Genomic DNA, 21,618 nt, shown 5'->3' with positions numbered 1-21,618 from the left:
TCCCCGCCGATGTCACCGGGGTTGGTTCGGGTAGGTCAGCTCGATCGAGCTCTCCGGCACACCGAGCGACTTGTGCAGGATCGCGCGCATGATCGGCTCGGGCGCCAGGCAGTCCTCGCACGCCTGCGGGTCCGCGACCGAGATGCGCACGGCGACCCGGCCATCGTTTTCGGACACCTCGAGGGCGTAGCCGTCCGCGGCGAGCGTCGTGCGCATCGCCTCCAGTCCTGCGGCGTCGATCACACCGGCACCGCCTTTCCCGACCACGCACCGAAAATGCGCACCACCATCGAGATCGCGGCGTTGCGCGCACCCGCCACGACCACCGGGATCTGTTCCGGCGCCGACATGAACCGTTCGAACACCTCGTCGCCGTCGGCCTCGGCGGCGTGCCGGACGCCCCGGTCGCTGAGCCCGTTCTTGCCCGCCCGGCGCAGTTCGCCACGCGTGCGCCCGACGTGCTCGATGAGCCAGGACTTCACGTCCGCCTTCGAAAAGCCTTCCTTCGCAAGCATTTGCGCGTGCTCGGGACACAGCACGACCCCACTGTAGGCCTCGCGGAAGATCACCGCGCCGGTGCGCGCCATCGTGTCCGCGATGTCGGCGAGCACCTCTTCGGGATTCTGCGTGTGCCGGTTGTCGACGTACTCGCACGTCCGCAGCAACGCGGCCGACACCGCGCTGGTGTCCTCGTCCAGCCCGGCCTCCACCGACAGCGGCTCCCACGGGCTTTCTTCCTCGTTCTCGCCGAGGCAGATCGACCACCGGCCGGGCAGCCCCTGCGTCGCCTGCTCCAGCACGTGCGGCTGCACGCCGAACGCGTTGCGCACGATCATGCCGACGGCCCGCGCGACCGTCGCGTTAGGACGGAAACCGGGCCCGAACACGCCACCCGTGCTGTTGAATCCGAGCCGCTGCCGGACGGGCCCGTTGACGACGATCAGGGGCGCCGGACCACTGGTGCTCTGCCAGCCGCCGCCACGGGCCGCGCGGTCGTTGATCACCGCCTCCCACGCGGCCAGCACGACCGGGAAGTACTCGGGCTTGCACCCCGCCATCGCGGCGTTGATCGCGGCCTGCTCGACGGTGCAGCTCCGGCCGAACTGCTCGATCGTGCCGATCACCTCGTCCGGGCAGCGGCCGGTGTGTGCGAGGAACTCGTCGACCAGCGGTCGTGAGGCGGGCACCACCGGCAGCCCGTCGCTCCAGCCGTTGTCGTAGCAGTATTCGATGGCGGCGCGCGCGATGTCCGGATCGGGCTCGGTCATGGCCGTCCCGTCAGGATGGCCACGATGTCCTCGATCGCCTCTTCGGCGCGTTCGCGTACCTCGTCCGGTGTGAGCACGGCGACCGGATGGGCCGTCGTGGTGTAGCGGTAGCCCTTGGCGTCGCGCACCTCGGCCATCGCGTTCGCGGTCACGATGAAGGCATCGCTGCAGATGACCGCGGCCGGGATGCCGCGCCGCTCGAACGCGACGCCGTCGGCGACCGCCGAGGCGCTGCACGAGCCGCAGTCGCCGACGCCGGTGATCACCGCGTCGCACCGGCCCGCGAGTTCCTCCAGCTGCTCGTCGGTGACCGGCAGCGCGAACACCGCCTTGGTCGCGGGCACGACCGCCGCCACGCCGTACCGCTCGATGAGCAGCTTGCCGACCTCTTCGAGGAACAGCGCCGCGTTCTGCTTGGTGTTCGCCAGAAGCCCGACGGTGGCGCCGGCGAGCCGCGCCCGCTCGGGTGCCGGGACGGTGGCACCGGCCGGGACCGCCCGCGTCCCGCCGGTCGGATCGAGAATCGCATTCGCCATGCTTCCGATCCTCGGCCGCGCGCGACAGCCTTCCAACAGCCCTTCCATCTGACGTAAGCCGGGCAGCTCGCCGGGAATGGCAGCATCGGCGGCGAGATGGTGCCAAGCTGAGAACATGACGAATGATCGCAACGTGCTCGGCGGGGAACTGGAGCCGTGCGGAACGGACCCGGTCACCGGGTTCTACCGCGACGGCTGCTGCAAAACCGGCCTCGACGATCTCGGCAATCACACCGTCTGCGCCGTCGTGTCCAAGGAGTTCCTGGAGCACTCGACCAAGGCGGGCAATGATCTGGTCACACCGCGTACCGAGTTCGGGTTCCCCGGCCTCCAGCCGGGTGATCGATGGTGCCTGTGCGCCGCGCGCTGGCAGGAGGCGTACGAAGCGGGCGTCGCGCCTCCGGTGATGCTGGCCGCCACGCACGCCCGCGCGCTCGAAGTGGTCGATCTCGACGCGCTGCGGCGGCACGCGGCCGACGTTCCGGCCGACCCTAGCTCGCTGACCTGACCCCCGACCGGCGCCACGTGAAATGCACGGTGGCGCCGGCGAGTGCCAGCGCCGCGGCCACCGCGAGGGCTTCCACGATCACGTTGTGCCTGCCGGCGAAGTCCGGTTCGAGCACGCCGCCCGGCGTGCCGAGTACCTCGGCACGGGAACCGGGTGGCTGCCGGTCGGTCGCGTCGGTGCGGATCGTGAACGTGCCACCGCGCGGGCAGTTCAGGGTGTGCACGAACCCGTAGTGCTGGTACCGCCCAGCGGTGTCGACCTCTTGACGTTGCGCCACCTCGCAGATCTGGCTTCCCCCGAAAGTGTTCAATGCGAGACCGCGCCCGCCGACGGTCAACGCCGCGAACAGCACGCCTCCGCTGATCAGCGCGGCGGCGAACGCCCACCACGGTCCACCGGCGAGGCGCAGTGAACCAAAGGCGAAACAAACCACGCCAGCCAGTCCCAGCGCGATCGCGGCAATGGTGCTGTGCGGCGGAAACACGAACAACGCCGCCCCGGCGAGGATGGCCAGCAGGCCCGCGGGCACGGCGATCCGGCCGGTCCCGATGCCGAGCCTTCGGGCCAGATCGTCCGCCGGAGAACCTGCCATCGCGCAACTCTAACCACGCCAAGCCCCCTTGTATTGTGACCGCGTGCACGAATCGGGCTACTACGAGCTGCTCGGCGTGGCCCGCGACGCGTCCATCGCCGAGATCAAATCGGCCTACCGCGCCCGAGCCCGTGCGATGCATCCCGACGCCGGTGGCTCTCCCGACGAGTTCCACCGGCTGCGGCAGGCCTACGAGGTCCTCAGCGACCCGTACAGCCGCGCCGACTACGACCGGGGCCGCGCGCCCGTACCCGTGCGCGTGCGGCGGCGGCCGCGCGACTTCGGCGAGGACCCATCGTTCGTGGCGACGATGCCCCGGTTCGATCCCGGTTCGCTGCCGTGGTGGGCACGCGGCGACGAGGCGGCGTGCCCGTCCGTACCCACCCCGCCCGGCCACGCCCCGGCGGCGATCCTGCTCGGCTGGCTGCTGCTCGTCGTGCTGCCGTTGACCACGAGCTGGCTGCTGCTGACCGTGTGGCTCCTGCTCGCGACGGCCGTCGCGATCTGGCTGACGCGCCGCCACATGATGCGCAAGCAGGCGCGCGAACGGTTCGCCGCCGAGTTCGGGCAGGAGAAGGTGTTCGGGCAGCCGGGCGCGGAGGCGGATCAGTGGGGCGAACGGCTGACCGCCGAACTGCTGCAGCGCTACCTCACGAGGCTGCCGGCCGCGCGCGTCTTCCATGGCCTCGCGTGGCCCGGTTCGGTGTTCGCCGACACCGACCACGCGGTGCTGTGCGGGCGGCGGCTGGTGCTCGTCGAGTCGAAGATGTGGCTGCCCGGCCATTACGCCGCGGACGAGGACGGCACCCTGTGGCGGGACGACCGCCCGTTCCGCGGCGGCGCGACCCGCCTGCTGGAGGCGATCGACGCCTATCGCGCCCTGTTGCCGGGGGTGGAGATCCGGGGCGCACTGGTCGTGTACCCGAGCCGGGCGGGCGAGATCACCACCGAGGAGGACTTCGATCTACCCGCCCCGCCCATGACCCCGGAACAGTTCGTGCACGAGATCGGCGGCTGGCTCGCCGCCGAGCCGTCCACTGTGGACATCAAGGAGCTGCGGAAGGTGCGGCGCCAGGTGGTATAGCCCCCGAGTTCGCGCGAGCCACCACGTACGTGCCCTTGGACTTGATGGTGACGACCAGGCCGCGTTCGCGCAGGAGCCTGGTGGCGTGGCGCGCGGTGCCCAGCGAGACGCCGTACTCGCACGCGAGCCGGCCCTCGGCGGGCAGCGGCGTGTTCGGGGCGAACTCCCCTGCCTGAATGCGCTCGGCGAGCTGTTTCGCGAGCGCTTCGTACAGATAGCCGGGACCGTCGAGTTCTACGTTCATGTCCTAAAAAGTAGCATAGAAGAGACAAATTGTCGCAAGTGGAAGCCATGGCTAAACTCGTGTCGTGACCGACCACGGCGAGGCGCTCGACGCGCGGCTGCGCGAACTCGCCGCGCGCGTGCGCCGGGCGCGCCGGGAGCGGGATCTGAGCCAGGAGGACCTCGCCGACCGCGCCGGCGTCTCCCGTTCGGTCGTGGCGGAACTGGAGCGTTCCCGGCTCGATCAGCCAAGGCGCAAAGAGGATCCGCACAAGCGCCCGCCGCGCAACATCACGCTCGACACGCTGTTCCGGATGGCCGACGCGCTGGGCATGCACCCCGCCGACCTGCTCGACGACCGATAGTCCTTTTAGGACCCGGCCGGTTTCCCGCGCTGTGGTCGCCCTCACTCTGCTCTGAACTTCCCGCGCCGATCGTGATAGGCAAACGACGCAATGAGGCACATCAGCCCCGGGAAGGTATGTCATGCGCGTGCTGCTGCTGTCCAACTCGACCGCCCCGGGCAAGGAGTACCTCGAACACGCGATGGAGGCGCTGGCCGAGATGCTGACCGGCGTCCGGCGGCTGGTGTTCGTCCCGTTCGCGCTCGCCGATCACGACGGCTACACGGCCCAGGCCGCCAAGGCGCTCGCCCCGCTGCGCGTCGAGGTGGCCGGCGCGCACGAGGGTGACCCGATCAAGCTGTTCAACTCCGCGCAGGCGGTGTTCGTCGGCGGCGGCAACACGTTCCGCCTGCTGCGCGCGCTCTACGCCCGCGAACTGCTGGCCCCGATCCGGGACCGGGTCGCACACGGCACCGTCTACATCGGATCGAGCGCGGGCACCAACGTGGCCTGCCCGACCATCCGCACGACCAACGACATGCCCATCGTGCAGCCGCCCTCCTTCGACGCGGGCGGGCTCGTCCCGTTCCAGATCAACCCGCACTACCTCGATCCGGTCGAGGGCGACGTCCACATGGGCGAGACCCGCGAGGAGCGGCTCGGCCAGTTCCTCGAGGAGAACGACGTGCCCGTGCTCGGCCTGCGCGAGGGCACCTGGCTGCGGCGCGTGGACTCGTCACTGACGCTGGGCGGGGACGAGGTCGGCGCGCGACTGTTCCAGCGGGGGCACGAACCACGCGAGATCCCCTCCGGTGCGGACCTGAGCCGGCTGCTGGAGACGGTCGCCCTGTTCCGCTGAGGCAGGATCGTGGCATGTGGGCGAGCGCGATCCGGCACGGATGGGTGGTCGACGGCGACGTGCCGGGACCCGAGGTCGACGAGTTCGCCGATCCCGGCGAGGTGATCGAGGCACTGGCCGGCTCCGACGGCGAATCGCTGCTGGCCGTGCAGCATCCGCACCGCACCCCGGCGGCGCTCGCGCGGAATCTGACATTGCCGCAGGCGCTGCCACAGGCACGGCGAACGCTGGACCGGCTGCTCGCGAACGCCTACCGCCCGGTGCGCGACGTGGTGGCCGTCTACGAGGTGGCCGGCCCGGACGGGACCGCGATCGGCGTGCTGTGCCTGATCGACCCCGCCGCCATCGACGCGCACGTGTGGCACAGCGAGGAGGTCTATCCGCGCATCGTCGCGGACCGCGCCGCCGCCCTCACCGGGCTGGGCCGGGCCACGAGCGCCGCGCTGCTCGTTCCGGTCGCGGACGGCGAGGACCTGACCGCCATCGCGTCCGCCGCCGTAGAGGGCCGCGAGCCGGACGTGCGCACCGCCGACGCCGGTGGCCGGGCGCACCGGCTGTGGCTGCTTGAGGACCACGAGGATCTGCTCCGCCAGGTGCGACGGCACCGATTGCTGGTCGCCGACGGCAACCATCGCGTCGCGGCCGCGTCGCGCGCGAACGCCCAGTTGCTCGCGCTGGTCACCTCCGGTCCCGACCTGCGGATCGGGGCGATCCACCGGGTGCTCACCGGCACCGGCCTCACCACGGCGGACCTGGCCGCGGCCTGGCGTGGCGTGGGTCTGCCCGTCCACGAACGCCCGGATCCGCCCGCACCGGACAAGCCCGGCCTCGTGACCGTGCCATCGGGCCTCGTGGTCGAACTGCCCGCCACTGCCGAACCGCTGCCGCGGATCGACCACGGCCTGGTCGAACGCCTGCTCATCGCCGAGGCGCTCGGTATCGATCCGGAAGGCCCACATGTCCGCGCCCTTCCCGAGGGGCACGTGCCGGGCGGGGACGTCGACGCCGTGCTGCGGCTGGCGCCGGTACCGCTCGCCGACGTGCTCGCGGTGCACGATCAGGGGCGCCGGATGCCACGCAAAAGCACGTATTTCACCCCCAAACCACACAGTGGCCTGCTCATCGCGAACATTTCCGGAGAATTTTGATCTATGCCAATACTGAACCATTCCGGAAATGCTCCGAAAATTGATCACAATTTTCCTTTTGCAAATTGCAGACCCGGGTTGGTTTCAGTCAGCGGCACAGAGAGTTTGCTACATTAAGGTGACACCGCTTCTAGCTCAGCACGTCATCCGCCTAACATGACTCCAGCCGACTACCCCGGAAGCGATCATGGCATTAAGAATTGATTTCGAGCCCGACGCTATCTGTTTCGCGTGCCTGGTGCCGAGAGAACAGACACCGAGCGGTGAAGAATGGTGTTTCGACCTCAGAAGCCGTCCCCTTTGCGGGCAATGCGCCCGCGACGAGTGCGTCATTTACGAACCCTGGAACGACGGATTTCCCGATGAGATGCTGATGCCGGAACAGGCCGCGAACGTGGCCTTTTTCCGGCGCTGACCCGCCTGGCTCCCCGGCCGACGGTATACCGTGGGTGGACTAACCTGGGCCAGCCAGGTGGAACGCCGTCGGCCACAGGGAGGTGGGCAGTCCATGGGTGCGGCACGCCCGACCGTGAGCAGGCGGCGCGAGGTCAGCCACACGAGCGCCCGTTCCCTGCTGATGACCGTGCTCGGCGAGTTCGCGCTGGGCCGCGGCCGTCCGGTCTGGACGTCGACGCTGGTCGAGGTGCTCGGCATGTTCGGCATCGAGGAGAAGTCGGCGCGCCAGGCGCTGGCCCGCACCGCGGCCGAGGGCTGGCTGGTGTCCGAGCGCGTCGGCCGCCGCGTCCGCTGGTCGCTGACCCCACCAGGACGGCGGTTGCTCACCGAGGGCGCCGAGCGGATCTACAACTTCGGCCGCGACCGCGGCGCCTGGGACGGCCGCTGGCTGATGCTGCTGGTCTCGGTGCCGGAGACCAAGCGCGACCTGCGGCACAGCCTGCGCACCCGGCTGACCTGGGCCGGCTTCGGCTCGCCCACACCCGGCGCCTGGATCAGCGCCGACACCAGCCGTCAGGACGAGGCCGACGCGATCGTGCGCGACCTCGGCCTCGACCGCGAGGCGATGTCCTTCGTCGCGAGCTACGGAAAGATCGGCGACGAGGACGCGATGGTCGCGCGGGCCTGGGATCTGAGCGCGCTCGAGGAACGCTACGAGGACTTCATCGACGAGTTCGGCAAGCTCACCCCGGCCACCGGTGCCGAGGTGCTGCACGCACAGACCCGGCTGGTGCACGAATGGCGCCGCTTCCCGTTCCTCGATCCCCGCCTGCCGATCCGGCTGCTGCCGCCGAACTGGAGCGGCATGCAGGCCGCGGAGCTGTTCCACAGCAAGCACGTCGAATGGCGGCCCGGTGCGCAGCTGCACTGGGAGCGGCTCACCGGCGAGCAGGAAGCGGCGTAGGCCGAACGAGTTCCCGATCTTCCCGCCCTGTGCGCGACGGTGGACAATGGTTCGCCGACCACAGGAGGAAGCGGATATGGCAGGCATCGGCATCGTCGGGGCCGGCACAGCGGGGCTGCACCTCGGCCTCCTGCTGCGCCAGCACGACATTCCCGTCACGATCTACAGCGACCGCACCGCCGAGCAGCTCGGCAGCGGCCGCATGCTCAACAGCGTCGCCCATCACCACGCGACCGTCGAACGGGAACAGGCACTGGGCGTCGACCACTGGGACATCGAGGAATACCGCTACTTCGGCCACAACCACTACATCACCGGTGGCCCGCAGCCGCTGGTGTTCCCCGGCGTGTTCACCGCGCCGTCCCGCGCCATCGACTACCGCATCTACCTGCCGAGGCTGCTCGAAGACTTCGTGGCGCGCGGCGGCGAGTTCGAGGTGCGTCCGGTGCAGGCCGCCGACGTGGTCAAGCTTTCCGAGCGCCACGACCTGGTCGTGATCGCGTCCGGCCGCAGCGGGCTGAACGCGATGTTCTCTCGCCGTGCCGACAAATCTCCTTTCGACACCCCACAGCGCAGGCTGTGCGTCGGCCTCTACGAAGGCGTCGCGCCGTCGGAACCGAAGCGCGTCACCCTGAACGTGGCCGCCGGGAACGGAGAGCTGCTGGAGATTCCGATGTACTCCTCCGCGGGTCACGTCACGGCGCTGCTGTTCGAAAACGTGCCCGGCGGAGAGCTGGAGATGCTCGCCGATCTCAGCTACGAGGAGGATCCGGCGGGCTTCGAGAAGACCATCCTGGAAAGCGCCCGCCAGTTCTACCCCGCGACGTTCGAGCGGATCGACACCGCGAAGTTCCGGCTGACCAGCCCGCTGGATCTGTTGCAGGGCGCCATCGTGCCGACGGTGCGTGAGGACTACACCAAGCTGCCCAACGGCCGCTACGCCGTCGCGCTCGGCGACGCGCACGTAGTGGTGGATCCCGTTGTGGGACAAGGCGGGAACTGCGCGTCCTACTCCGCATGGGAGCTGGGACACGTGATCATCGAGGACCCGAACTTCGACGAGCGGTTCTGCCAGAAGGTCGCCGACCGCAGGCGCGACCGCGTGCACGCGACCGCGGACTGGACCAATCTGATGGTCGGCGGACCGCCGCCGGAGCATCTGCTGCGGATGTTCGTCGCGATGGCGACCAACCAGGAGATCGCGGACGAGTTCACCGAGAACTTCAGCTATCCCGACCGCCAGTGGGACATCCTCGCGACGCCGGAACGGGTGAACAACTACTTGGCGCGCAAAGGTGTCGGTGTCCCCGGCTAGGGTGCGGGTGTGAGCGAGCATCTCAGCATCCCGACCCCGGCGGGCAGTTTCGACGCGATCGCGGCCGGACCCGCCGACGGCAGGCCCGTCCTGCTGCTGCACGGTTTTCCCGAGGCGGCGATCAGCTGGGAGTACCAGGTCGCGGTGCTCGGTGATCGCGGCTACCGCGCGGTGGCGCCCGATCAGCGCGGGTACTCGCCGGACGTGCGGCCCGAGCGGGTCGCGGAGTACGGCATGACGTCGCTGGTCGGGGACGTACTGGCGATCGCGGACGAACTCAGCTGGAGCCGGTTCGATCTGGTGGGGCACGACTGGGGTGCGGCCGTCGCGTGGTGGACGGCCTCGGAGCACGGGGACCGGCTGCGCACCCTGACCGCGGTGTCCGTGCCGCATCCCGGTGCGCTGTCCTACGCGCTGCGCACCGACGAGGAACAGCAGATGCGGTCGCAGTACATGCGGGACTGGCGCGATCCCAGCACGGAAAAGCGGATGCTGGCGAACAACGCGGAAGCGCTGCGGCGCATGTTCGAGTGGAAGGTGCCGCCCAGCCGCGTGGACGAGTACGTGCAGCGGTTGTCCGAGCCCGGGGCGCTGACGGCGGCGCTCAACTGGTACCGGGCGAGCCGTCCCGCCGCTTCGATCGAGAAGGTCGACGTGCCGACGCTGTACGTGTGGAGCACAGAGGACGTCGCCCTCGGGTCGGTCGCGGCGTTCGAGACGGAGAACTGGGTCACCGGTGCGTACACCTTCCAGATGCTGGAGGACGTGACGCACTGGGTGCCCGAAGAGGTCCCGGAGACGTTGACGGCCATGATCCTGGAACATCTGGCCGCGCACTGAGGCGGATGACCGGGTGGCCGGTCATCCGCCGTCGCGCCCGACCCCTCCCCGCGAGTTCAGCCCTACATGCGCGCGAGTTCAGCCCTACATGCGCGCGAGTTCAGCTTTGCGCGCGGGCGAGTTCGGCTTTACGTGCGGGCGAACTCCTGGCTGACGGCGTTCGGCCCGTCGTAGTTGCGGTCCGGCAGCTGCTGGAGATACTCGATGATGTCGTTTTCGGCGCCCTGCTTCTTGGCGTGCTCGACCAGCTGGTCGCGGCCGCACGGGTAGTCGACGCCGGAGAGGTACTTCTGCATCTGTACCGGATTCGGGGTAGCCATGTTCGCTCCTTTCATCGGCTTTCGGCCCCCGGCTACCCATCCGCGTGCGACTCACTCGTGCCGTTTCGGGCCGCCGTGGCGAGGGCATCCGAATGGTTGACCGGCAGCACCGACGAGGAGGAGCCCTGTGCGCGCGACGATCCTGAACTGCACCCTGAAGAAATCGCCGGAGCCGTCGAACACGCAGGATCTGGCCGACGTCGTCGGGGCGGGTCTGCGCGAGCTGGGTACCGATGTGCGTTCGGTCCGCCTGGTCGACCACGCCGTCCTGCCCGGCGTCAGCAGCGATCTCGGCGAGGGCGACGACTGGCCGGGTATCCGCCGGGAAGTGCTCGAATCCGACATTCTCATCATGGCGTCGCCGACCTGGCTCGGCCGCCCGTCCTCGGTCGCACAGCGGGCGCTGGAGCGGATGGACGCGATGATGTCCGAAACCGGCGAAGACGGGATGCCGGTGGCCTACAACCGGGTGGCGGGAGTCGTCGTGACCGGTAACGAGGACGGCGCGCACCACGTGATCAGCGAGATCAACGGCGGGCTCGTCGACATCGGGTTCACGGTGCCGGGCCAGTCCTGGGTCTACTGGAACATGGGGCCGGGGCCCGGGCCGGACTACACCGCCACCGAACACGGTCACCGGTACGCGCACCAGGTGGCCGGCATGATGGCCCGCAACCTCTACGGCGTCGCCACCGCTCTGCGAAAGTCCCCCATTCCCCAGGAGTTCTCACGCGAGGCCGGCTGACGGGCCTATCGATTCGCGCGGTACCAGCGCGGTGAGGTGTTGCGCGGGGGCTTGAGCGCCGCGTGCACCACCAGCACGTTCGGCTCCTCCGCACGTACGAACTCGCCGAGGCGGCGGCGGAACGCCCGCCCGAACCCCTTGACCTCGTCGGAGTGCAGGCCGAACGACTTGGCCAGGCCGACGAAGTTCGGGGTGTGCAGGTTGACGCCGCGCTGGGGCAGGCCCTCGCGGTCCTGGTCGAAGCGCAGCATGCCGTAGCCGCCGTCGTTGACGATGATCACCGTGACGGGCAGTGCCTCCTGCGCGAGCGTGGCCAGATCCCCCACTCCGTAGAGGAAGCCGCCGTCACCACTCACGCACACGACACGGCTCGCGCCCGAGAGCGCGGCGCCCAGTGAAGCCGGGAAGCCGAAGCCGAGCGTGCCCCAGCCCATGGGGTAGGCGAACCGGCGCGGCGCGGCGACCCGGTGGTACCCGCCCGCCCAGTACCCGGCCACGCACATGTCGGCCACCACCACGGCACCGCCGGGCAGCGTTTCCTCCAGCGTGGCGAGGAAGTCCGCGGCCTGCGGTTCGTCGGCGCGGATGCTGCGGCGCACCGTCTCCTCCAGGCGGCGCATCCGGTTGGTGAGCTCGGGCAGACCGGGGCGTGGTGCGAGTCCGGTGACGAGCTGGCCGACCACGTCGCGGGCATCGCCGACCAACGTGAGGTCGGGGACGTAGTTCTTGGCGGCGTCCTTGGGGTCGACGTTGACGGCGATCAGCTTGGGCGGTTTGGGCATCAGCCAGTTCTGCGTCATCAGGCCGTCGAAGTCGGTGCCGACACCGAGCACCACGTCGGCCTCGTCCCACAGCGCACCGACCTCCGGCGCGTGCACGGGGTTCGGGGCCAGGCAAGGATGGCCAGGTGGCAGCAGCCCGCGCGCCGCGAAGGTGGTGATCACCGGGGCCGCGAGCCGCTGCGCGAGTTCACCGATCTCGGCTCCCGAGTCGGCCCGCAACGCGCCGCCGCCCGCCCAGATGACCGGTCGCGCGGCGGTGGCGAGCAGCTGGCGGGCGAAGCCGATGTCCTCGAGGTTGAGCGCGGGCAGCGGCTCGGTGATTTCGGGGACGGTCGCGCGGTGGGTTTCGGCGCGCAGGAAGTCGGTGGGGATGCCGACGTAGACGGGCCCGCTCTGGGCGCGCACCGCCAGGCTCGCGGCGCGCGCGACGATCGGCGCGATGTCCTCGGGACGCGCGACGGTGCTGGCCGCCTTGGTGACCGGCGCGAACATCGCCGCCTGGTCGCTGGTCTCGTGCAGCACACCGCGCACGGTGCCGGGCCGGCGCAGCTGGGCCGGGATGTCGGTGGCGATGACGAGCACGGGCGAGCCGGAGGCGCGAGCCTCACCGACCGCGGCGAGGGTGTTCGCGGCACCCGGTCCGGTGGTGACGAGTGCGACGCCGAGCTTGCCGGTGGCGCGGGCGTAGCCGTCGGCGGCGTACCCGGCCGTCTGCTCGTGGCGGACCCCGATGACCCGGATGCCGGTGCCCGCGAGAGCCTCCCAAACCGGCAGGTTGTGCACCCCCGGTAAGCCGAATACGACATCCACCCCGAGTTCGGACAACACATCCACGAGGTACTGGGCGCCGCTTCGAATCACCCGACCAGGTTAGGCCCAGGCGGATGACGACTCCCGGTGTGCCCGCACACTGTGACGCACTCGCGAGTCCGCCCATGCACGCCCCCGACATCACAAAGAGTGTTCACTCGGTTGCGGACAGCACGTCGTCGGCGGGTGGCGGCGGTGGCGGGGTGCCGTCGCCGAAGGGGCGCCCGCGCAGTTCCTCCCGGCCGTGCGGCGTGGTCCAGCCGGAGAGGTCCGGCCCCACCGGCACGATCCGCGTCGGATTGATCTGGGTGTGCACCTGGTAGTAGTGCCGCTTGATGTGGTCGAAATCCACGGTGTCGTGAAAGCCCGGCGTCTGGAAAAGATCACGCGCGTACGCCCACAGCACCGGCATTTCGGTCAGTTTGTTCCGATTGCATTTGAAATGACCGTGATAAACGGCGTCGAAGCGCACGAGCGTGGTGAACAGCCGGATGTCGGCCTCGGTGATCGTGTCGCCGACGAGAAAGCGCTGTCCCGACAATCGGCCGGACAACTGGTCCAGACGAGCGAACAACCGGGAATAGGCGTCCTCGTACGCGGATTGCTTCGACGCGAACCCGGCCTCGTACACCGCCGCGTTCACGTCCTTGTAGACCGCGCGGTTGATCTCGTCGATCTCGTCGCGGTGGCGTTCCGGATACAGATCAGGCGCGCCGTCGCGATGATATTTGGTCCATTCGGTGGAGAAGTCGAGCGTGATTTGTGGGTAATCGTTGGTGACGAGCTTGCCACTGGGCACGTCGACGACGGCGGGAACGCTGATCCCGCCGTCGTAACGGGACTCGGCCTTGTGGTAGGCCTCGGACAGAAAACGAATACCCAGAACCGGATCCCGGCCGTCGGGGTCGAGCGTGAACCGCCAGCTGCGTTCGTCCTGAATGGGATCCGCGACGGCGAGCGAGATCGCGTGCTCCAGCCCGAGCAGCCGGCGCACCACGAGCGCCCGGCTCGCCCACGGGCAGGCCCGGCTGACCACCAACCGGTACCGGCCGGGCTCGACGGGCCAGCCATCGCGCCCGTCGGCGGTGATACGTGCGGCGAAGTGGTTGGGCGACCGCACGAACTCGCCCGTTTCGGGATCGGTCGGGATGGTCATGACAACCACACTAGATGGGGGCGGGGCACGTGGCATTGTGCGTACACTCGCCTCCACGGCGTACAGCACGAGAGGCGGGCAGCTCATGGCGCTGATGCCATTCACCGATTCCATGTTCCTGCTTGTGGAAAGCCGCGAGCACCCGATGCATGTCGGCGGCTTGCAGCTGTTCCGCAAACCCGACGGCGCCGGTCCGGACTATTTGCGCGGACTGCGCGAGGATTTGATCAAGAACGAGGACATTCCGCAGTTGTTCCGCCGCCATCCGGCCCGGCCGGTCAACACGCTCGGTTATGTCGCGTGGGCGCAGGACGAGAATGTCGACCTCGACTACCATTTCCGGCATTCCGCGCTGCCGCAACCGGGTCGAGTGCGCGAACTTCTCGAACTCACCTCGCGCTGGCACAGCACTCTGCTCGACCGGCACCGTCCGCTGTGGGAGATCCACCTCGTAGAAGGCTTGCGGGACGGCCGGTTCGCGATGTACAGCAAGATCCACCACGCGCTGCTCGACGGGGTCGCGGCATTGCGGCATCTGCAGAGCACGCTGTCCGACGATCCCGATGATCACGACTGCCCGCCGCCGTGGGGTACACCGCGACCCCCGCGCGCGAAGTCCGCGGGCGGCACGGGATCGTTGCTGCGCACGGCACGCAGTTCGGTCGAGCAGCTCGCCGGGGTCGCGCCCGCGGCGCTCAAACTGGCCAAGGAAGCCTTCCGCGAGCACACGCTGACGCTGCCGATGCAGGCGCCGAAGACGATGTTCAACATTCCTATCGGCGGCGCCCGCCGGTTCGCCGCGCAGTCGTGGCCGCTGTCGCGCGTGCGCGAGATCGCCAGCGCCACCAGCACCTCCCGCAACGACGTCGTCCTCGCGATGTGCGCGGGTGCGTTGCGGGACTACCTGATCGAACAGCGCGCACTGCCCGACGCCCCGCTCGTCGCGATGGTGCCGGTGTCGATGCGCGGCAAATCGGACGGCACGGCCACCGGCAACCAGATCGGCGCGGTGCTGGCGAATCTCGCGACGGACAAGAAGGATCCGGCCGCGCGCCTGTCCACGATCCACCACTCGATGCGCGAGGCGAAGCGGATCTTCAAGGAGCTGACGCCGATCCAGGCACTGCTGCTGTCCGGCATCAACGTCGCGCAGCTGGGAGTCTCGACGGTGCCCGGCGTCGTGTCCAACACGCGGCCGCCGTTCAACCTGGTGATCTCGAACGTGCCGGGCCCGCGCAAGCAGATGTACTGGAACGGCGCGCATCTCGACGGGATTTATCCCGCCTCGGTGCTGCTGGACGGGCAGGCGCTCAACATCACGCTGACCAGCAACGGCGACAATCTGGACTTCGGCATCACCGGTTGCCGCCGCAGCGTCCCGCACCTGCAGCGCCTGCTGCTGCACCTCGACACCGCGCTCGCCGAACTGGAACACGCCGTCAAATAAGGAAAACCGGGGCCTGGTGCGCGACCAGGCCCCGGTGGATCGGCGAGATCAGGCGATGCCCTCCGGGCTCGCGCCGCTCACCTGTACGCCGCGCGCGGTGATCCGTTCGATCTCGGCGAGGTCCGCCGCGCTGAGGTCGACGTCGGCCGCGCCGAGGCTGTCCTCGATGTTCTTCGCGCGCCGGGCGCCGACGATGGCGACGTGGACGCCGGGCTGGTGCAGTGTCCACGCGATCGCGAGCTGGCTCACGGTCACGCCCTTGGCCGCCGCGAACTGCTTGAGCTCCTCGACCACTTCGACGTTGCGGCGCAGGTTCTCGCCCTGGAACGCGCTCGACTTGCTGCGCCAGTCGCCGTCCTCGAACGTCGCGTCCGGCTTCAGCGTGCCGGTCAGCAGACCGCTGCCGAGCGGGCTGTACACCAGCACGCCGATGTCGTGCTCGCGGCAGTACGGCAGCGGGTCTTCCTCGATGGCGCGGCGGAACAGGTGGTAGGGCGGCTGCAGCGTTTCCACCGGCCGCGTGCGGTCGAAGTCCGCGAGCTGGGCGGCGTTGTAGTTGGACACGCCGACGTGCCGGATCTTGCCCTCGTCGACGAGTTCACCCAGCGCCGCCGCGGTCTCCTCGGCCGGGGTGTTCTCGTCCGGCCAGTGCACCTGGTACAGGTCGATGTGGTCGAGTTCGAGGTGACGCAGGCTCTCCTCGACCCCCTTGCGCAGCCACGCGCGCCCCGCGTCGCGCGGCCGGTCACCGCCCGGGTTGATGCCGCCCTTGGTCGCGATCACCAGGCTGTCACGGTCACGCTTCAGCTCGTCGCGCAGCGCGCGGCCGAGCAACGCCTCCGACTTGCCGAACCCGTACGCCTGCGCGGTGTCGAAGAAGTTCACGCCCAGCTCGCGCGCGTGCTGGATGGCGCCGACGGCCGCGTCCTCGTCGAAGGAACCCCAGTCGCCACCGAGCTGCCAGGTGCCGAACGCGATCCGCGAAACGGTCAGTCCGCTCTTTCCCAAAGTCGTCGTACGCATGTCTCCAGCTCAACACAATCATCGGACGATTGCATCGTGGAGTCACTCCAGGTCGACTTGTCGTTGCTCACAGGCGCGGCCATGAGCGAACTCGGCATTGCCGTCGCGCCGGTCGCGAGTGTCCTTTTCGGATTCTCGTCACTGCCGCTCGGGCAGGCGCCGACGCTGAGCCGCGTGGCGGCCTAGCTTCCCTGTTGTGAGCCGATCGCGAGGCGGCTCACCGGCCAGGGCTGGATCTCCTCGACGAGCTTGGCCACCGCGAGCACCAGGTCGTCCGAGTGGCGCGGCCCGACGATCTGCAGACCGACCGGCAGTCCCGACTCCGTGATCCCCGCGGGCACGCTGATCGCGGGCTGCTGGGTCATGTTGAACGGGTAGGTGAACGGCGTCCACTCCGGCCAGCTCGACATGCCGCTGTCCGGCGGCACCTCGTACCCGGCCTCGAACGCCGGGATCCCGACCGCCGGGGTGATCAGCACGTCGAACCGGGTGTGGAACTCGCCCATCAGGATGCCCAGCGCGGCCCGCTCCCCGGTGGCGGCCAGGTAGTCCGCGGCCGAATAGGTCTTGCCCTGCTCCCATACGCGCCGCAGCCCGGGGTCGATCTTCTCCTCCGAACCGGGTGGGAAGGTGTTCAGCCACTGCGCCGCGCCGGTGGACCACAGCACGTCGAAGGCTTCCTTCGGATCGGTGAAGCCGGGGTCGCTCTCCTCGACGCGCAGCCCGGCGTCGGCCAGCGCGTTGACGGTCGAGCGCACGATCCGCGCGACCTCCGGGTCGACCTTCGCGTAGCCGAGGGTCGGCGAGAACGCCGCGTTCAGCCCGCGCACGTCCCGCCGCACGGCCTCGCGGTAGGAACCGACCGGCGCGGGCAGCGCCGCCGGGTCCCGGTGGTCGGGCAGCGCGAGGACGTCCAGCATCAGCGCCACGTCGTCCACGGTTCGCGCCATCGGACCCGCGTGCGACAGCGGGCCGAACGGGCTCGCCGGGTACAGCGGGATGCGGCCGTGCGTCGGCTTGAGTCCGACGATGCCGCAGAACGCCGCGGGAATCCGCACCGAACCGCCGCCGTCGGTGCCGACCGACAGCTCCCCCATGCCTGCCGCGACCGCCGCGGCGCTGCCGCCGCTGGATCCGCCGGCCGTCATCGACGGGTTCCACGGGTTGCGCGTGACACCGGTCAGCGGGCTGTCCGTGACACCCTTCCACGCCAGCTCGGGCGTGGTGGTCTTGCCCAGCAGCACCAGCCCGTTCTCCCGCAACCGCGCGGTGACCGGGCTGTCCACCTCCCACGGCTGGTCGGGGTCGATACAGGTGGAGCCGCGCAGCGTCGGCCAGCCCTGGGTGAGGAACATGTCCTTGATCGAGGTCGGCACGCCGTCGAGCCAGCCGATCGGATTTCCTTCGCGCCAGCGGGTCTCCGACGCCTTCGCGCCTTCGAGCGCGACTTCGGCGTCCACGAGACAGTAGGCGTTGACTTCGCGGTCGCGTTCCTCGATGGCGCGCAGCGCGGCCTCGGTGGCTTCCACCGGGGACAGCTCGCCCGTGGAATACGCGGCGACCAGTTCACTGGCCGTCAACAGGGTGCCCATGTTGCTCCTCAATGCCCCGACGGCACATAGCCCAGCTGCTTGTCCACCACATTACGAAGTGGGCGGCCAGTCTGCCAGCGCTGGAAGTTTTCGGCGAACACTTCGACGAGCGTGTTGCGCCAGCCCGCGAAGTCCCCGGACATGTGCGGTGAGATCAACACGTTCTCGAGTGTCCACAATGGATTATCATCGGGCAGCGGCTCGGTCTCGAACACGTCGAGTGCCGCGCCCGCGATCCGCCCGTCCCGCAGTGCCTTGACCAGGTCGGCGGTCACGACGAGTTCCCCGCGCCCGACGTTGACGAACCTGGCGTGCGCGGGCATCGCGGCGAACGCGTCCGCGGCGAAGAGGCCCTTGGTCTGATCGGTCAGCGGCGCGACGGCCACCACGTAGTCGTAGCCGGGCAGGTGGTCGAGCAGGTCGGCCGAGGCGTGCACCTCGCCGAAGTCCTCATCGCCGGAGCGGGCGCGGCGCCCCATGCCCGACACCGACATCCCCGCCGCGCGCAGCATCCGTGCGATCGCCCTGCCGATCGGCCCGGTGCCCACGACGAGCACCCGGCGGCCCGCGATCCGCTCGCTTTCCCGGTGCCGCCATTCGCGCCGGCGCTGCAGTTCGATCGAACGCGCGAGATCCTTGGCGAAGGCGATGATCACGCCGAGTACGTACTCGGCGATCGAGTCGTCGAACACGCCCCGGGAATTGGTCAGCACGACGTCGCTGTCCCGCAGCGCGGGGAACATGACGGGGTCGACACCGGCGCTGGCGATGTGCACCCAGCGCACGCGGTCGGCGGCATGCCAGGCCCCGGCGACGGCCGTGGACAGGAAGTCGTAGACGAACAGCGCGTCGGCACCGCGCAGCGCGTCGGCAAGCCCGCGTTCGTCGGTGTAACGAACCTTCGCCGTCGCTTCGATGTGGTCCATGTCCGGGGGATGCCGATCTCCGCAGAGCACCGCCAGCACCGGGCTTTCCGTGCCGATCACGTTGACACGGTAAGAGTGGGTCGTATGATTGTCAACAATCCGAGGAGCCACCCCGGAGGCTTTCTCTAAAAGAGCGTTACCTTCGGAGCCGAGCCTTGGATTTGGACTTTCCTGCCTTCGACGGACCCCTCGCGCAGCGCGGGATCGGCGTCATCGCGCCGTTCGACCTCGCGCTCGAGCGCGAGCTGTGGCGCTGGGTCCCCATGGAGGTGTCCCTGCACCTCGCGCGGACACCGTACGAACCGGTGCCGGTGAGCATGGAGATGGCCCAGCTGGTCAGCAACAGCCAGCACCTCGCCGCCGCGACCCGTGACGTGCTGCACGTCGAACCCGAGGTCGTGGCCTATCTGTGCACGTCGGGCAGTTTCGTCAACGGCATCGACTACGAGCGCTCGCTGCGCAAGGCGATCTGCGACGCCGGCGCGCCGGACGCGGTCACCACGTCCGGTGCGCTCGCCGAGGTGCTGCACCAGCTCGACATCAGCCGGGTCTCGGTCATCACGCCCTACGACGCGGACCTGACGGGCAAACTGCACGATTTTCTCGCGGAGATCAACGTGCAGACGCTCTCCAGCGAGCACCTCGGCCTCGGCGGCGGCATCTGGAAGGTCAGCTACCGGACCATCGCGGAGCGGATCTTCAGCGGAGACCACGCCGACGCGCAGGCGATTTTCGTCAGTTGCACAAACCTGCCGACCTACGACCTGATCGAACCGTTGGAGGTGGCACTCGGTAAGCCCGTACTGACCGCGAATCAGCTGACGATGTGGGCCTGCCTGAAAAGAATGGAGCTGCCCATCGTCGGACCGGGCAAATGGCTTCGCGAAGTATCGTAGGATTGTCTACAACTGACAAAGAAGGGCGCGCCGTATGCCGACCGTGGGCTTCATCTACCCCGACCACGCCGCCGAGGACGACTACCCGTTCGCCGAGCGGCTGCTCGGGTACCGCTTCTCCTTGCCCGTCGAGCACATCTACGGCACCGACCTGCACGCCGTGCCCGAACTGCTCGACCTCGGCAGCGAAAAGCGGCTGGCCGAAGGCGCGGCGCTGCTGTCGAAGCACGAGCCGGACGCGGTGGTGTGGGCGTGCACCAGCGGCAGCTTCGTGTACCGCTGGCAGGGCGCGCACGAGCAGGTGGACAAGCTCGCGAAGGCGGCAGGCAAACCGGCGTCGAGCACCTCGTTCGCGTTCGTGCGAGCCGCGGAGAAGCTGGGGCTGAAGCGCGTCGCGGTGGCCGCGAGCTATCCCGACGACGTGGCGAAGTTGTTCGTGGAGTTCCTCGCCGCGGGCGGGATCGAGATCGTCGCGATGTCCAGCGAAGACATCGACACCGCCGCGGAGGTGGGCCGCCTGTCCCCGGAGGCCGTGGTCGAGCTGGCGGTGAGCCACGATCACCCCGACGCCGACGCGGTGCTGATTCCGGATACCGCGATGCGTACGCTCGGCGTGATCAACACGATCGAGGGACGGCTCGGCAAGCCCGTGCTGACCGCGAACCAGGTCACGATCTGGGAAGGGCTGCGACTCGCGGGTGAGGTCCCCGAGTCCGAGGAGTTGGGGACGCTGTTCCGATGCCACTAGCCGAGATAGAGCCGGTCAGCCGCGAATCGACCGCCGCGATCATCGCCCGCCAGCTGCGCGAGGCGATCATGAACGGTTCCCTGCCGCCGGGCACGCAACTCGGCGAGACCGAGCTGGCCAGCCAGTTCCAGGTGTCACGCGGCCCGTTGCGGGAGGCGATGCAGCGGCTGGTGTCGGAGGGGCTGCTGCGCAGTGAACGGCATCGCGGACTGTTCGTGATCGACCTCGAAGCCGAGGACATTCACGACATCTATTCGGCGCGGCTGGCGATCGAACGCGCCGCCGTGCTGCGGGTGCTGGCCGGTGACCAGGCCGCCGCGGCCGAGCGGCTGGAGGAAGCCGTGCGGGAAATGGCGGAGGCGCCCGACGGAGACGGGGTGTCCGAAGCCGACATCCGGTTCCACGAGGTGCTGGTCGCGGCCTCGGGCAGCAAGCGTCTCGTGCGCATGTCGCGGACGTTGCTGATCGAGACCCGGATGTGCCTGTCGGCGTTGCGGCGCACCTACTCCAGTGAGGAGGAGCGGGTGACCGAGCACAAGCGCATCACCGAAGCCATCCGCGACGGCGACCGCGAGGCGGCACTGTCCTTGCTGGAGGCCCACATGGAGGACGCAGTCCAACGACTCGCCCCAGGCACCACCCTCCTCCCCTAAACCCCACCCGCGAGTCCACCCTTCCAAGCGCCCGAGTCGAGACTTCCGCGCGCCCGAGTGCGGACTTCCGCGCGACCGAGTGCGGACTTCCGCGCGCCCGAGTCCGGACTTCCCAGCGACCGAGCTGGCCCTTCCATGCGCGAGTCCAGAGTTCCGTGCGACCGAGTCCAGGGTTCCAAGCGCCCGAGTCCGGACTTCCGCGCGACCGAGGCCAAGTGCTGCGCTAATCACGATCGTCCAGGGCTTTCCTGGCGCTCGCGTCAGCGAGGACGCCCGGCAAGCAGTTTGCTCGCGTGGAGGGCAGAAGCCCCTACTCGCGCACCCACAATCCCTAACTCGCACACCCACAAACCTCAACTCGCACACCCACAACCCCCGACTCGGGCGCGCGCAAACCTCGACTCGGGCGCGTGGAACTCTCGACTCGCGGGTGGGGGCTAGGGG

Annotated in this window: 25 protein-coding genes; 14 read left to right on the top strand and 11 right to left on the bottom strand. The window is 69.1% G+C overall.

Features of this window, described 5'->3' with window-relative positions; all coding sequences use genetic code 11:
• Nucleotides 1-12: 12 nt before the first annotated feature.
• Genes HFP15_RS37625 through HFP15_RS37615 form a run of 3 tightly spaced genes read right to left on the bottom strand, consistent with a single transcriptional unit; the run spans nucleotide 13 to nucleotide 1,804 of the window.
• Nucleotides 13-243, bottom strand: a complete 231-nt coding sequence (locus HFP15_RS37625; protein ID WP_168522554.1) for a hypothetical protein — start codon at nucleotides 241-243, stop codon at nucleotides 13-15.
• Nucleotides 240-1,268, bottom strand: coding sequence for a hypothetical protein (locus HFP15_RS37620; RefSeq protein ID WP_168522552.1), 1,029 nt, complete (start codon nucleotides 1,266-1,268; stop codon nucleotides 240-242). The genes HFP15_RS37625 and HFP15_RS37620 overlap by 4 nt, the downstream gene beginning before the upstream one ends.
• On the bottom strand, nucleotides 1,265-1,804 hold the full coding sequence (locus HFP15_RS37615; RefSeq protein ID WP_168522550.1) for a UGSC family (seleno)protein: 540 nt from the start codon (nucleotides 1,802-1,804) through the stop codon (nucleotides 1,265-1,267). Before HFP15_RS37615 ends, HFP15_RS37620 begins: the two co-directional genes overlap by 4 nt.
• 115 nt (nucleotides 1,805-1,919) lie before the next feature.
• On the opposite strand from HFP15_RS37615, the gene HFP15_RS37610 reads away from it, so the two are divergent.
• Nucleotides 1,920-2,312, top strand: coding sequence for a DUF2237 family protein (locus HFP15_RS37610; protein WP_168522548.1), 393 nt, complete (start codon nucleotides 1,920-1,922; stop codon nucleotides 2,310-2,312).
• Here the strand turns inward: HFP15_RS37610 and HFP15_RS37605 are convergent.
• Nucleotides 2,296-2,904, bottom strand: a complete 609-nt coding sequence (locus HFP15_RS37605) for a hypothetical protein (protein WP_168522546.1) — start codon at nucleotides 2,902-2,904, stop codon at nucleotides 2,296-2,298. The two genes, HFP15_RS37610 and HFP15_RS37605, sit on opposite strands and share 17 nt — an antisense overlap.
• Nucleotides 2,905-2,947: 43 nt before the next feature.
• Here HFP15_RS37605 and HFP15_RS37600 point away from each other — a divergent pair, with 43 nt between their 5' ends.
• A complete protein-coding gene (locus tag HFP15_RS37600) occupies nucleotides 2,948-3,988 on the top strand; it encodes a J domain-containing protein (RefSeq protein ID WP_168522544.1) in 1,041 nt (346 codons plus the stop codon).
• On the opposite strand, the gene HFP15_RS37595 is transcribed toward HFP15_RS37600, so the two are convergent.
• On the bottom strand, nucleotides 3,951-4,232 hold the full coding sequence (locus HFP15_RS37595; protein WP_168522542.1) for a GntR family transcriptional regulator: 282 nt from the start codon (nucleotides 4,230-4,232) through the stop codon (nucleotides 3,951-3,953). The genes HFP15_RS37600 and HFP15_RS37595 overlap by 38 nt on opposite strands.
• Nucleotides 4,233-4,296: 64 nt before the next feature.
• Here HFP15_RS37595 and HFP15_RS37590 point away from each other — a divergent pair, with 64 nt between their 5' ends.
• From HFP15_RS37590 to HFP15_RS37565, 6 genes are all read left to right on the top strand, one after another.
• A complete protein-coding gene (locus HFP15_RS37590; RefSeq protein WP_312871939.1) occupies nucleotides 4,297-4,575 on the top strand; it encodes a helix-turn-helix transcriptional regulator in 279 nt (92 codons plus the stop codon).
• Between the two features lie 121 nt (nucleotides 4,576-4,696).
• On the top strand, nucleotides 4,697-5,413 hold the full coding sequence (gene pepE / locus HFP15_RS37585) for a dipeptidase PepE (protein WP_168522540.1): 717 nt from the start codon (nucleotides 4,697-4,699) through the stop codon (nucleotides 5,411-5,413).
• Between the two features lie 14 nt (nucleotides 5,414-5,427).
• Complete coding sequence (locus tag HFP15_RS37580) at nucleotides 5,428-6,561, top strand: DUF1015 family protein (protein ID WP_168522538.1); 1,134 nt, start codon at nucleotides 5,428-5,430, stop codon at nucleotides 6,559-6,561.
• A 508-nt stretch (nucleotides 6,562-7,069) separates the two neighbouring features.
• Complete coding sequence (locus HFP15_RS37575) at nucleotides 7,070-7,921, top strand: PaaX family transcriptional regulator (protein ID WP_168522536.1); 852 nt, start codon at nucleotides 7,070-7,072, stop codon at nucleotides 7,919-7,921.
• Between the two features lie 76 nt (nucleotides 7,922-7,997).
• Nucleotides 7,998-9,236 (top strand): styrene monooxygenase subunit StyA, encoded by a 1,239-nt coding sequence (gene styA, locus HFP15_RS37570; RefSeq protein WP_168522534.1) that lies wholly within the window; start codon nucleotides 7,998-8,000, stop codon nucleotides 9,234-9,236.
• Between the two features lie 9 nt (nucleotides 9,237-9,245).
• Nucleotides 9,246-10,076, top strand: coding sequence for an alpha/beta fold hydrolase (locus tag HFP15_RS37565; RefSeq protein WP_168522532.1), 831 nt, complete (start codon nucleotides 9,246-9,248; stop codon nucleotides 10,074-10,076).
• Nucleotides 10,077-10,204: 128 nt separating this feature from the next.
• Here HFP15_RS37565 and HFP15_RS37560 read toward each other — a convergent pair whose 3' ends face one another.
• The gene (locus tag HFP15_RS37560) at nucleotides 10,205-10,396 is read right to left on the bottom strand and encodes a DUF2795 domain-containing protein (RefSeq protein ID WP_168522530.1); all 192 of its coding nucleotides are present in this window, start codon (nucleotides 10,394-10,396) and stop codon (nucleotides 10,205-10,207) included.
• A 127-nt stretch (nucleotides 10,397-10,523) separates the two neighbouring features.
• On the opposite strand from HFP15_RS37560, the gene HFP15_RS37555 reads away from it, so the two are divergent.
• Nucleotides 10,524-11,141 (top strand): flavodoxin family protein, encoded by a 618-nt coding sequence (locus tag HFP15_RS37555; protein ID WP_168522527.1) that lies wholly within the window; start codon nucleotides 10,524-10,526, stop codon nucleotides 11,139-11,141.
• A gap of 5 nt (nucleotides 11,142-11,146) precedes the next feature.
• Here the strand turns inward: HFP15_RS37555 and HFP15_RS37550 are convergent, their stop codons facing one another.
• Together HFP15_RS37550 and HFP15_RS37545 are read right to left on the bottom strand one after the other, a co-directional pair.
• Nucleotides 11,147-12,784: a thiamine pyrophosphate-binding protein gene (locus HFP15_RS37550; protein WP_168522525.1), complete on the bottom strand. Its 1,638-nt coding sequence runs from the start codon at nucleotides 12,782-12,784 to the stop codon at nucleotides 11,147-11,149.
• 103 nt (nucleotides 12,785-12,887) lie between these two features.
• On the bottom strand, nucleotides 12,888-13,889 hold the full coding sequence (locus HFP15_RS37545) for a glutathione S-transferase family protein (RefSeq protein ID WP_168522584.1): 1,002 nt from the start codon (nucleotides 13,887-13,889) through the stop codon (nucleotides 12,888-12,890).
• Nucleotides 13,890-13,974: 85 nt separating this feature from the next.
• Here HFP15_RS37545 and HFP15_RS37540 point away from each other — a divergent pair, with 85 nt between their 5' ends.
• Complete coding sequence (locus HFP15_RS37540; protein ID WP_168522523.1) at nucleotides 13,975-15,336, top strand: WS/DGAT/MGAT family O-acyltransferase; 1,362 nt, start codon at nucleotides 13,975-13,977, stop codon at nucleotides 15,334-15,336.
• Nucleotides 15,337-15,384: 48 nt separating this feature from the next.
• Here HFP15_RS37540 and HFP15_RS37535 read toward each other — a convergent pair whose 3' ends face one another.
• Nucleotides 15,385-16,359, bottom strand: coding sequence for an aldo/keto reductase (locus HFP15_RS37535; RefSeq protein ID WP_168522521.1), 975 nt, complete (start codon nucleotides 16,357-16,359; stop codon nucleotides 15,385-15,387).
• 36 nt (nucleotides 16,360-16,395) lie between these two features.
• Between HFP15_RS37535 and HFP15_RS37530 the strand changes: the two genes are divergently transcribed.
• A complete protein-coding gene (locus HFP15_RS37530; protein ID WP_168522519.1) occupies nucleotides 16,396-16,545 on the top strand; it encodes a hypothetical protein in 150 nt (49 codons plus the stop codon).
• Here HFP15_RS37530 and HFP15_RS37525 read toward each other — a convergent pair.
• Together HFP15_RS37525 and HFP15_RS37520 are read right to left on the bottom strand one after the other, a co-directional pair.
• Complete coding sequence (locus HFP15_RS37525) at nucleotides 16,542-17,951, bottom strand: amidase (RefSeq protein ID WP_168522517.1); 1,410 nt, start codon at nucleotides 17,949-17,951, stop codon at nucleotides 16,542-16,544. The genes HFP15_RS37530 and HFP15_RS37525 overlap by 4 nt on opposite strands.
• Nucleotides 17,952-17,959: 8 nt before the next feature.
• Nucleotides 17,960-18,877 carry a D-2-hydroxyacid dehydrogenase gene (locus HFP15_RS37520; protein ID WP_210718401.1) on the bottom strand — a complete coding sequence of 306 codons (918 nt, stop codon included), beginning with the start codon at nucleotides 18,875-18,877 and terminating at the stop codon, nucleotides 17,960-17,962.
• A gap of 155 nt (nucleotides 18,878-19,032) precedes the next feature.
• Here HFP15_RS37520 and HFP15_RS37515 point away from each other — a divergent pair, with 155 nt between their 5' ends.
• From HFP15_RS37515 to HFP15_RS37505, 3 genes are read left to right on the top strand one after another with little or no spacing between them, the layout of a single operon-like run.
• Complete coding sequence (locus tag HFP15_RS37515; RefSeq protein WP_168522514.1) at nucleotides 19,033-19,773, top strand: maleate cis-trans isomerase family protein; 741 nt, start codon at nucleotides 19,033-19,035, stop codon at nucleotides 19,771-19,773.
• Nucleotides 19,774-19,807: 34 nt separating this feature from the next.
• Complete coding sequence (locus HFP15_RS37510; protein ID WP_168522512.1) at nucleotides 19,808-20,521, top strand: maleate cis-trans isomerase family protein; 714 nt, start codon at nucleotides 19,808-19,810, stop codon at nucleotides 20,519-20,521.
• Nucleotides 20,512-21,174: a GntR family transcriptional regulator gene (locus HFP15_RS37505; RefSeq protein ID WP_168522509.1), complete on the top strand. Its 663-nt coding sequence runs from the start codon at nucleotides 20,512-20,514 to the stop codon at nucleotides 21,172-21,174. The genes HFP15_RS37510 and HFP15_RS37505 overlap by 10 nt, the downstream gene beginning before the upstream one ends.
• The last annotated feature ends 444 nt before the right edge of the window (nucleotides 21,175-21,618 follow it).

This window comes from Amycolatopsis acididurans (assembly GCF_012328925.1).
In the GTDB taxonomy this organism is placed as follows: Bacteria; Actinomycetota; Actinomycetes; order Mycobacteriales; family Pseudonocardiaceae; genus Amycolatopsis_E; species Amycolatopsis_E acididurans.
Note: the sequence above shows the minus strand (reverse complement) of the source record. Positions and strands in the feature narration are given on the sequence as shown.

Coding starts and splice junctions, on each gene's coding strand:
- HFP15_RS37620 (WP_168522552.1), bottom strand. CDS start 1,268: ATGACCGAGCCCGATCCGGACATCGCGCGCGCCGCCATCGAATACTGC.
- HFP15_RS37615 (WP_168522550.1), bottom strand. CDS start 1,804: ATGGCGAATGCGATTCTCGATCCGACCGGCGGGACGCGGGCGGTCCCG.
- HFP15_RS37610 (WP_168522548.1), top strand. CDS start 1,920: ATGACGAATGATCGCAACGTGCTCGGCGGGGAACTGGAGCCGTGCGGA.
- HFP15_RS37605 (WP_168522546.1), bottom strand. CDS start 2,904: ATGGCAGGTTCTCCGGCGGACGATCTGGCCCGAAGGCTCGGCATCGGG.
- HFP15_RS37595 (WP_168522542.1), bottom strand. CDS start 4,232: ATGAACGTAGAACTCGACGGTCCCGGCTATCTGTACGAAGCGCTCGCG.
- pepE (WP_168522540.1), top strand. CDS start 4,697: ATGCGCGTGCTGCTGCTGTCCAACTCGACCGCCCCGGGCAAGGAGTAC.
- HFP15_RS37580 (WP_168522538.1), top strand. CDS start 5,428: ATGTGGGCGAGCGCGATCCGGCACGGATGGGTGGTCGACGGCGACGTG.
- HFP15_RS37575 (WP_168522536.1), top strand. CDS start 7,070: ATGGGTGCGGCACGCCCGACCGTGAGCAGGCGGCGCGAGGTCAGCCAC.
- styA (WP_168522534.1), top strand. CDS start 7,998: ATGGCAGGCATCGGCATCGTCGGGGCCGGCACAGCGGGGCTGCACCTC.
- HFP15_RS37560 (WP_168522530.1), bottom strand. CDS start 10,396: ATGGCTACCCCGAATCCGGTACAGATGCAGAAGTACCTCTCCGGCGTC.
- HFP15_RS37545 (WP_168522584.1), bottom strand. CDS start 13,889: ATGACCATCCCGACCGATCCCGAAACGGGCGAGTTCGTGCGGTCGCCC.
- HFP15_RS37540 (WP_168522523.1), top strand. CDS start 13,975: ATGGCGCTGATGCCATTCACCGATTCCATGTTCCTGCTTGTGGAAAGC.
- HFP15_RS37535 (WP_168522521.1), bottom strand. CDS start 16,359: ATGCGTACGACGACTTTGGGAAAGAGCGGACTGACCGTTTCGCGGATC.
- HFP15_RS37525 (WP_168522517.1), bottom strand. CDS start 17,951: ATGGGCACCCTGTTGACGGCCAGTGAACTGGTCGCCGCGTATTCCACG.
- HFP15_RS37520 (WP_210718401.1), bottom strand. CDS start 18,877: ATGGACCACATCGAAGCGACGGCGAAGGTTCGTTACACCGACGAACGC.
- HFP15_RS37510 (WP_168522512.1), top strand. CDS start 19,808: ATGCCGACCGTGGGCTTCATCTACCCCGACCACGCCGCCGAGGACGAC.
- HFP15_RS37505 (WP_168522509.1), top strand. CDS start 20,512: ATGCCACTAGCCGAGATAGAGCCGGTCAGCCGCGAATCGACCGCCGCG.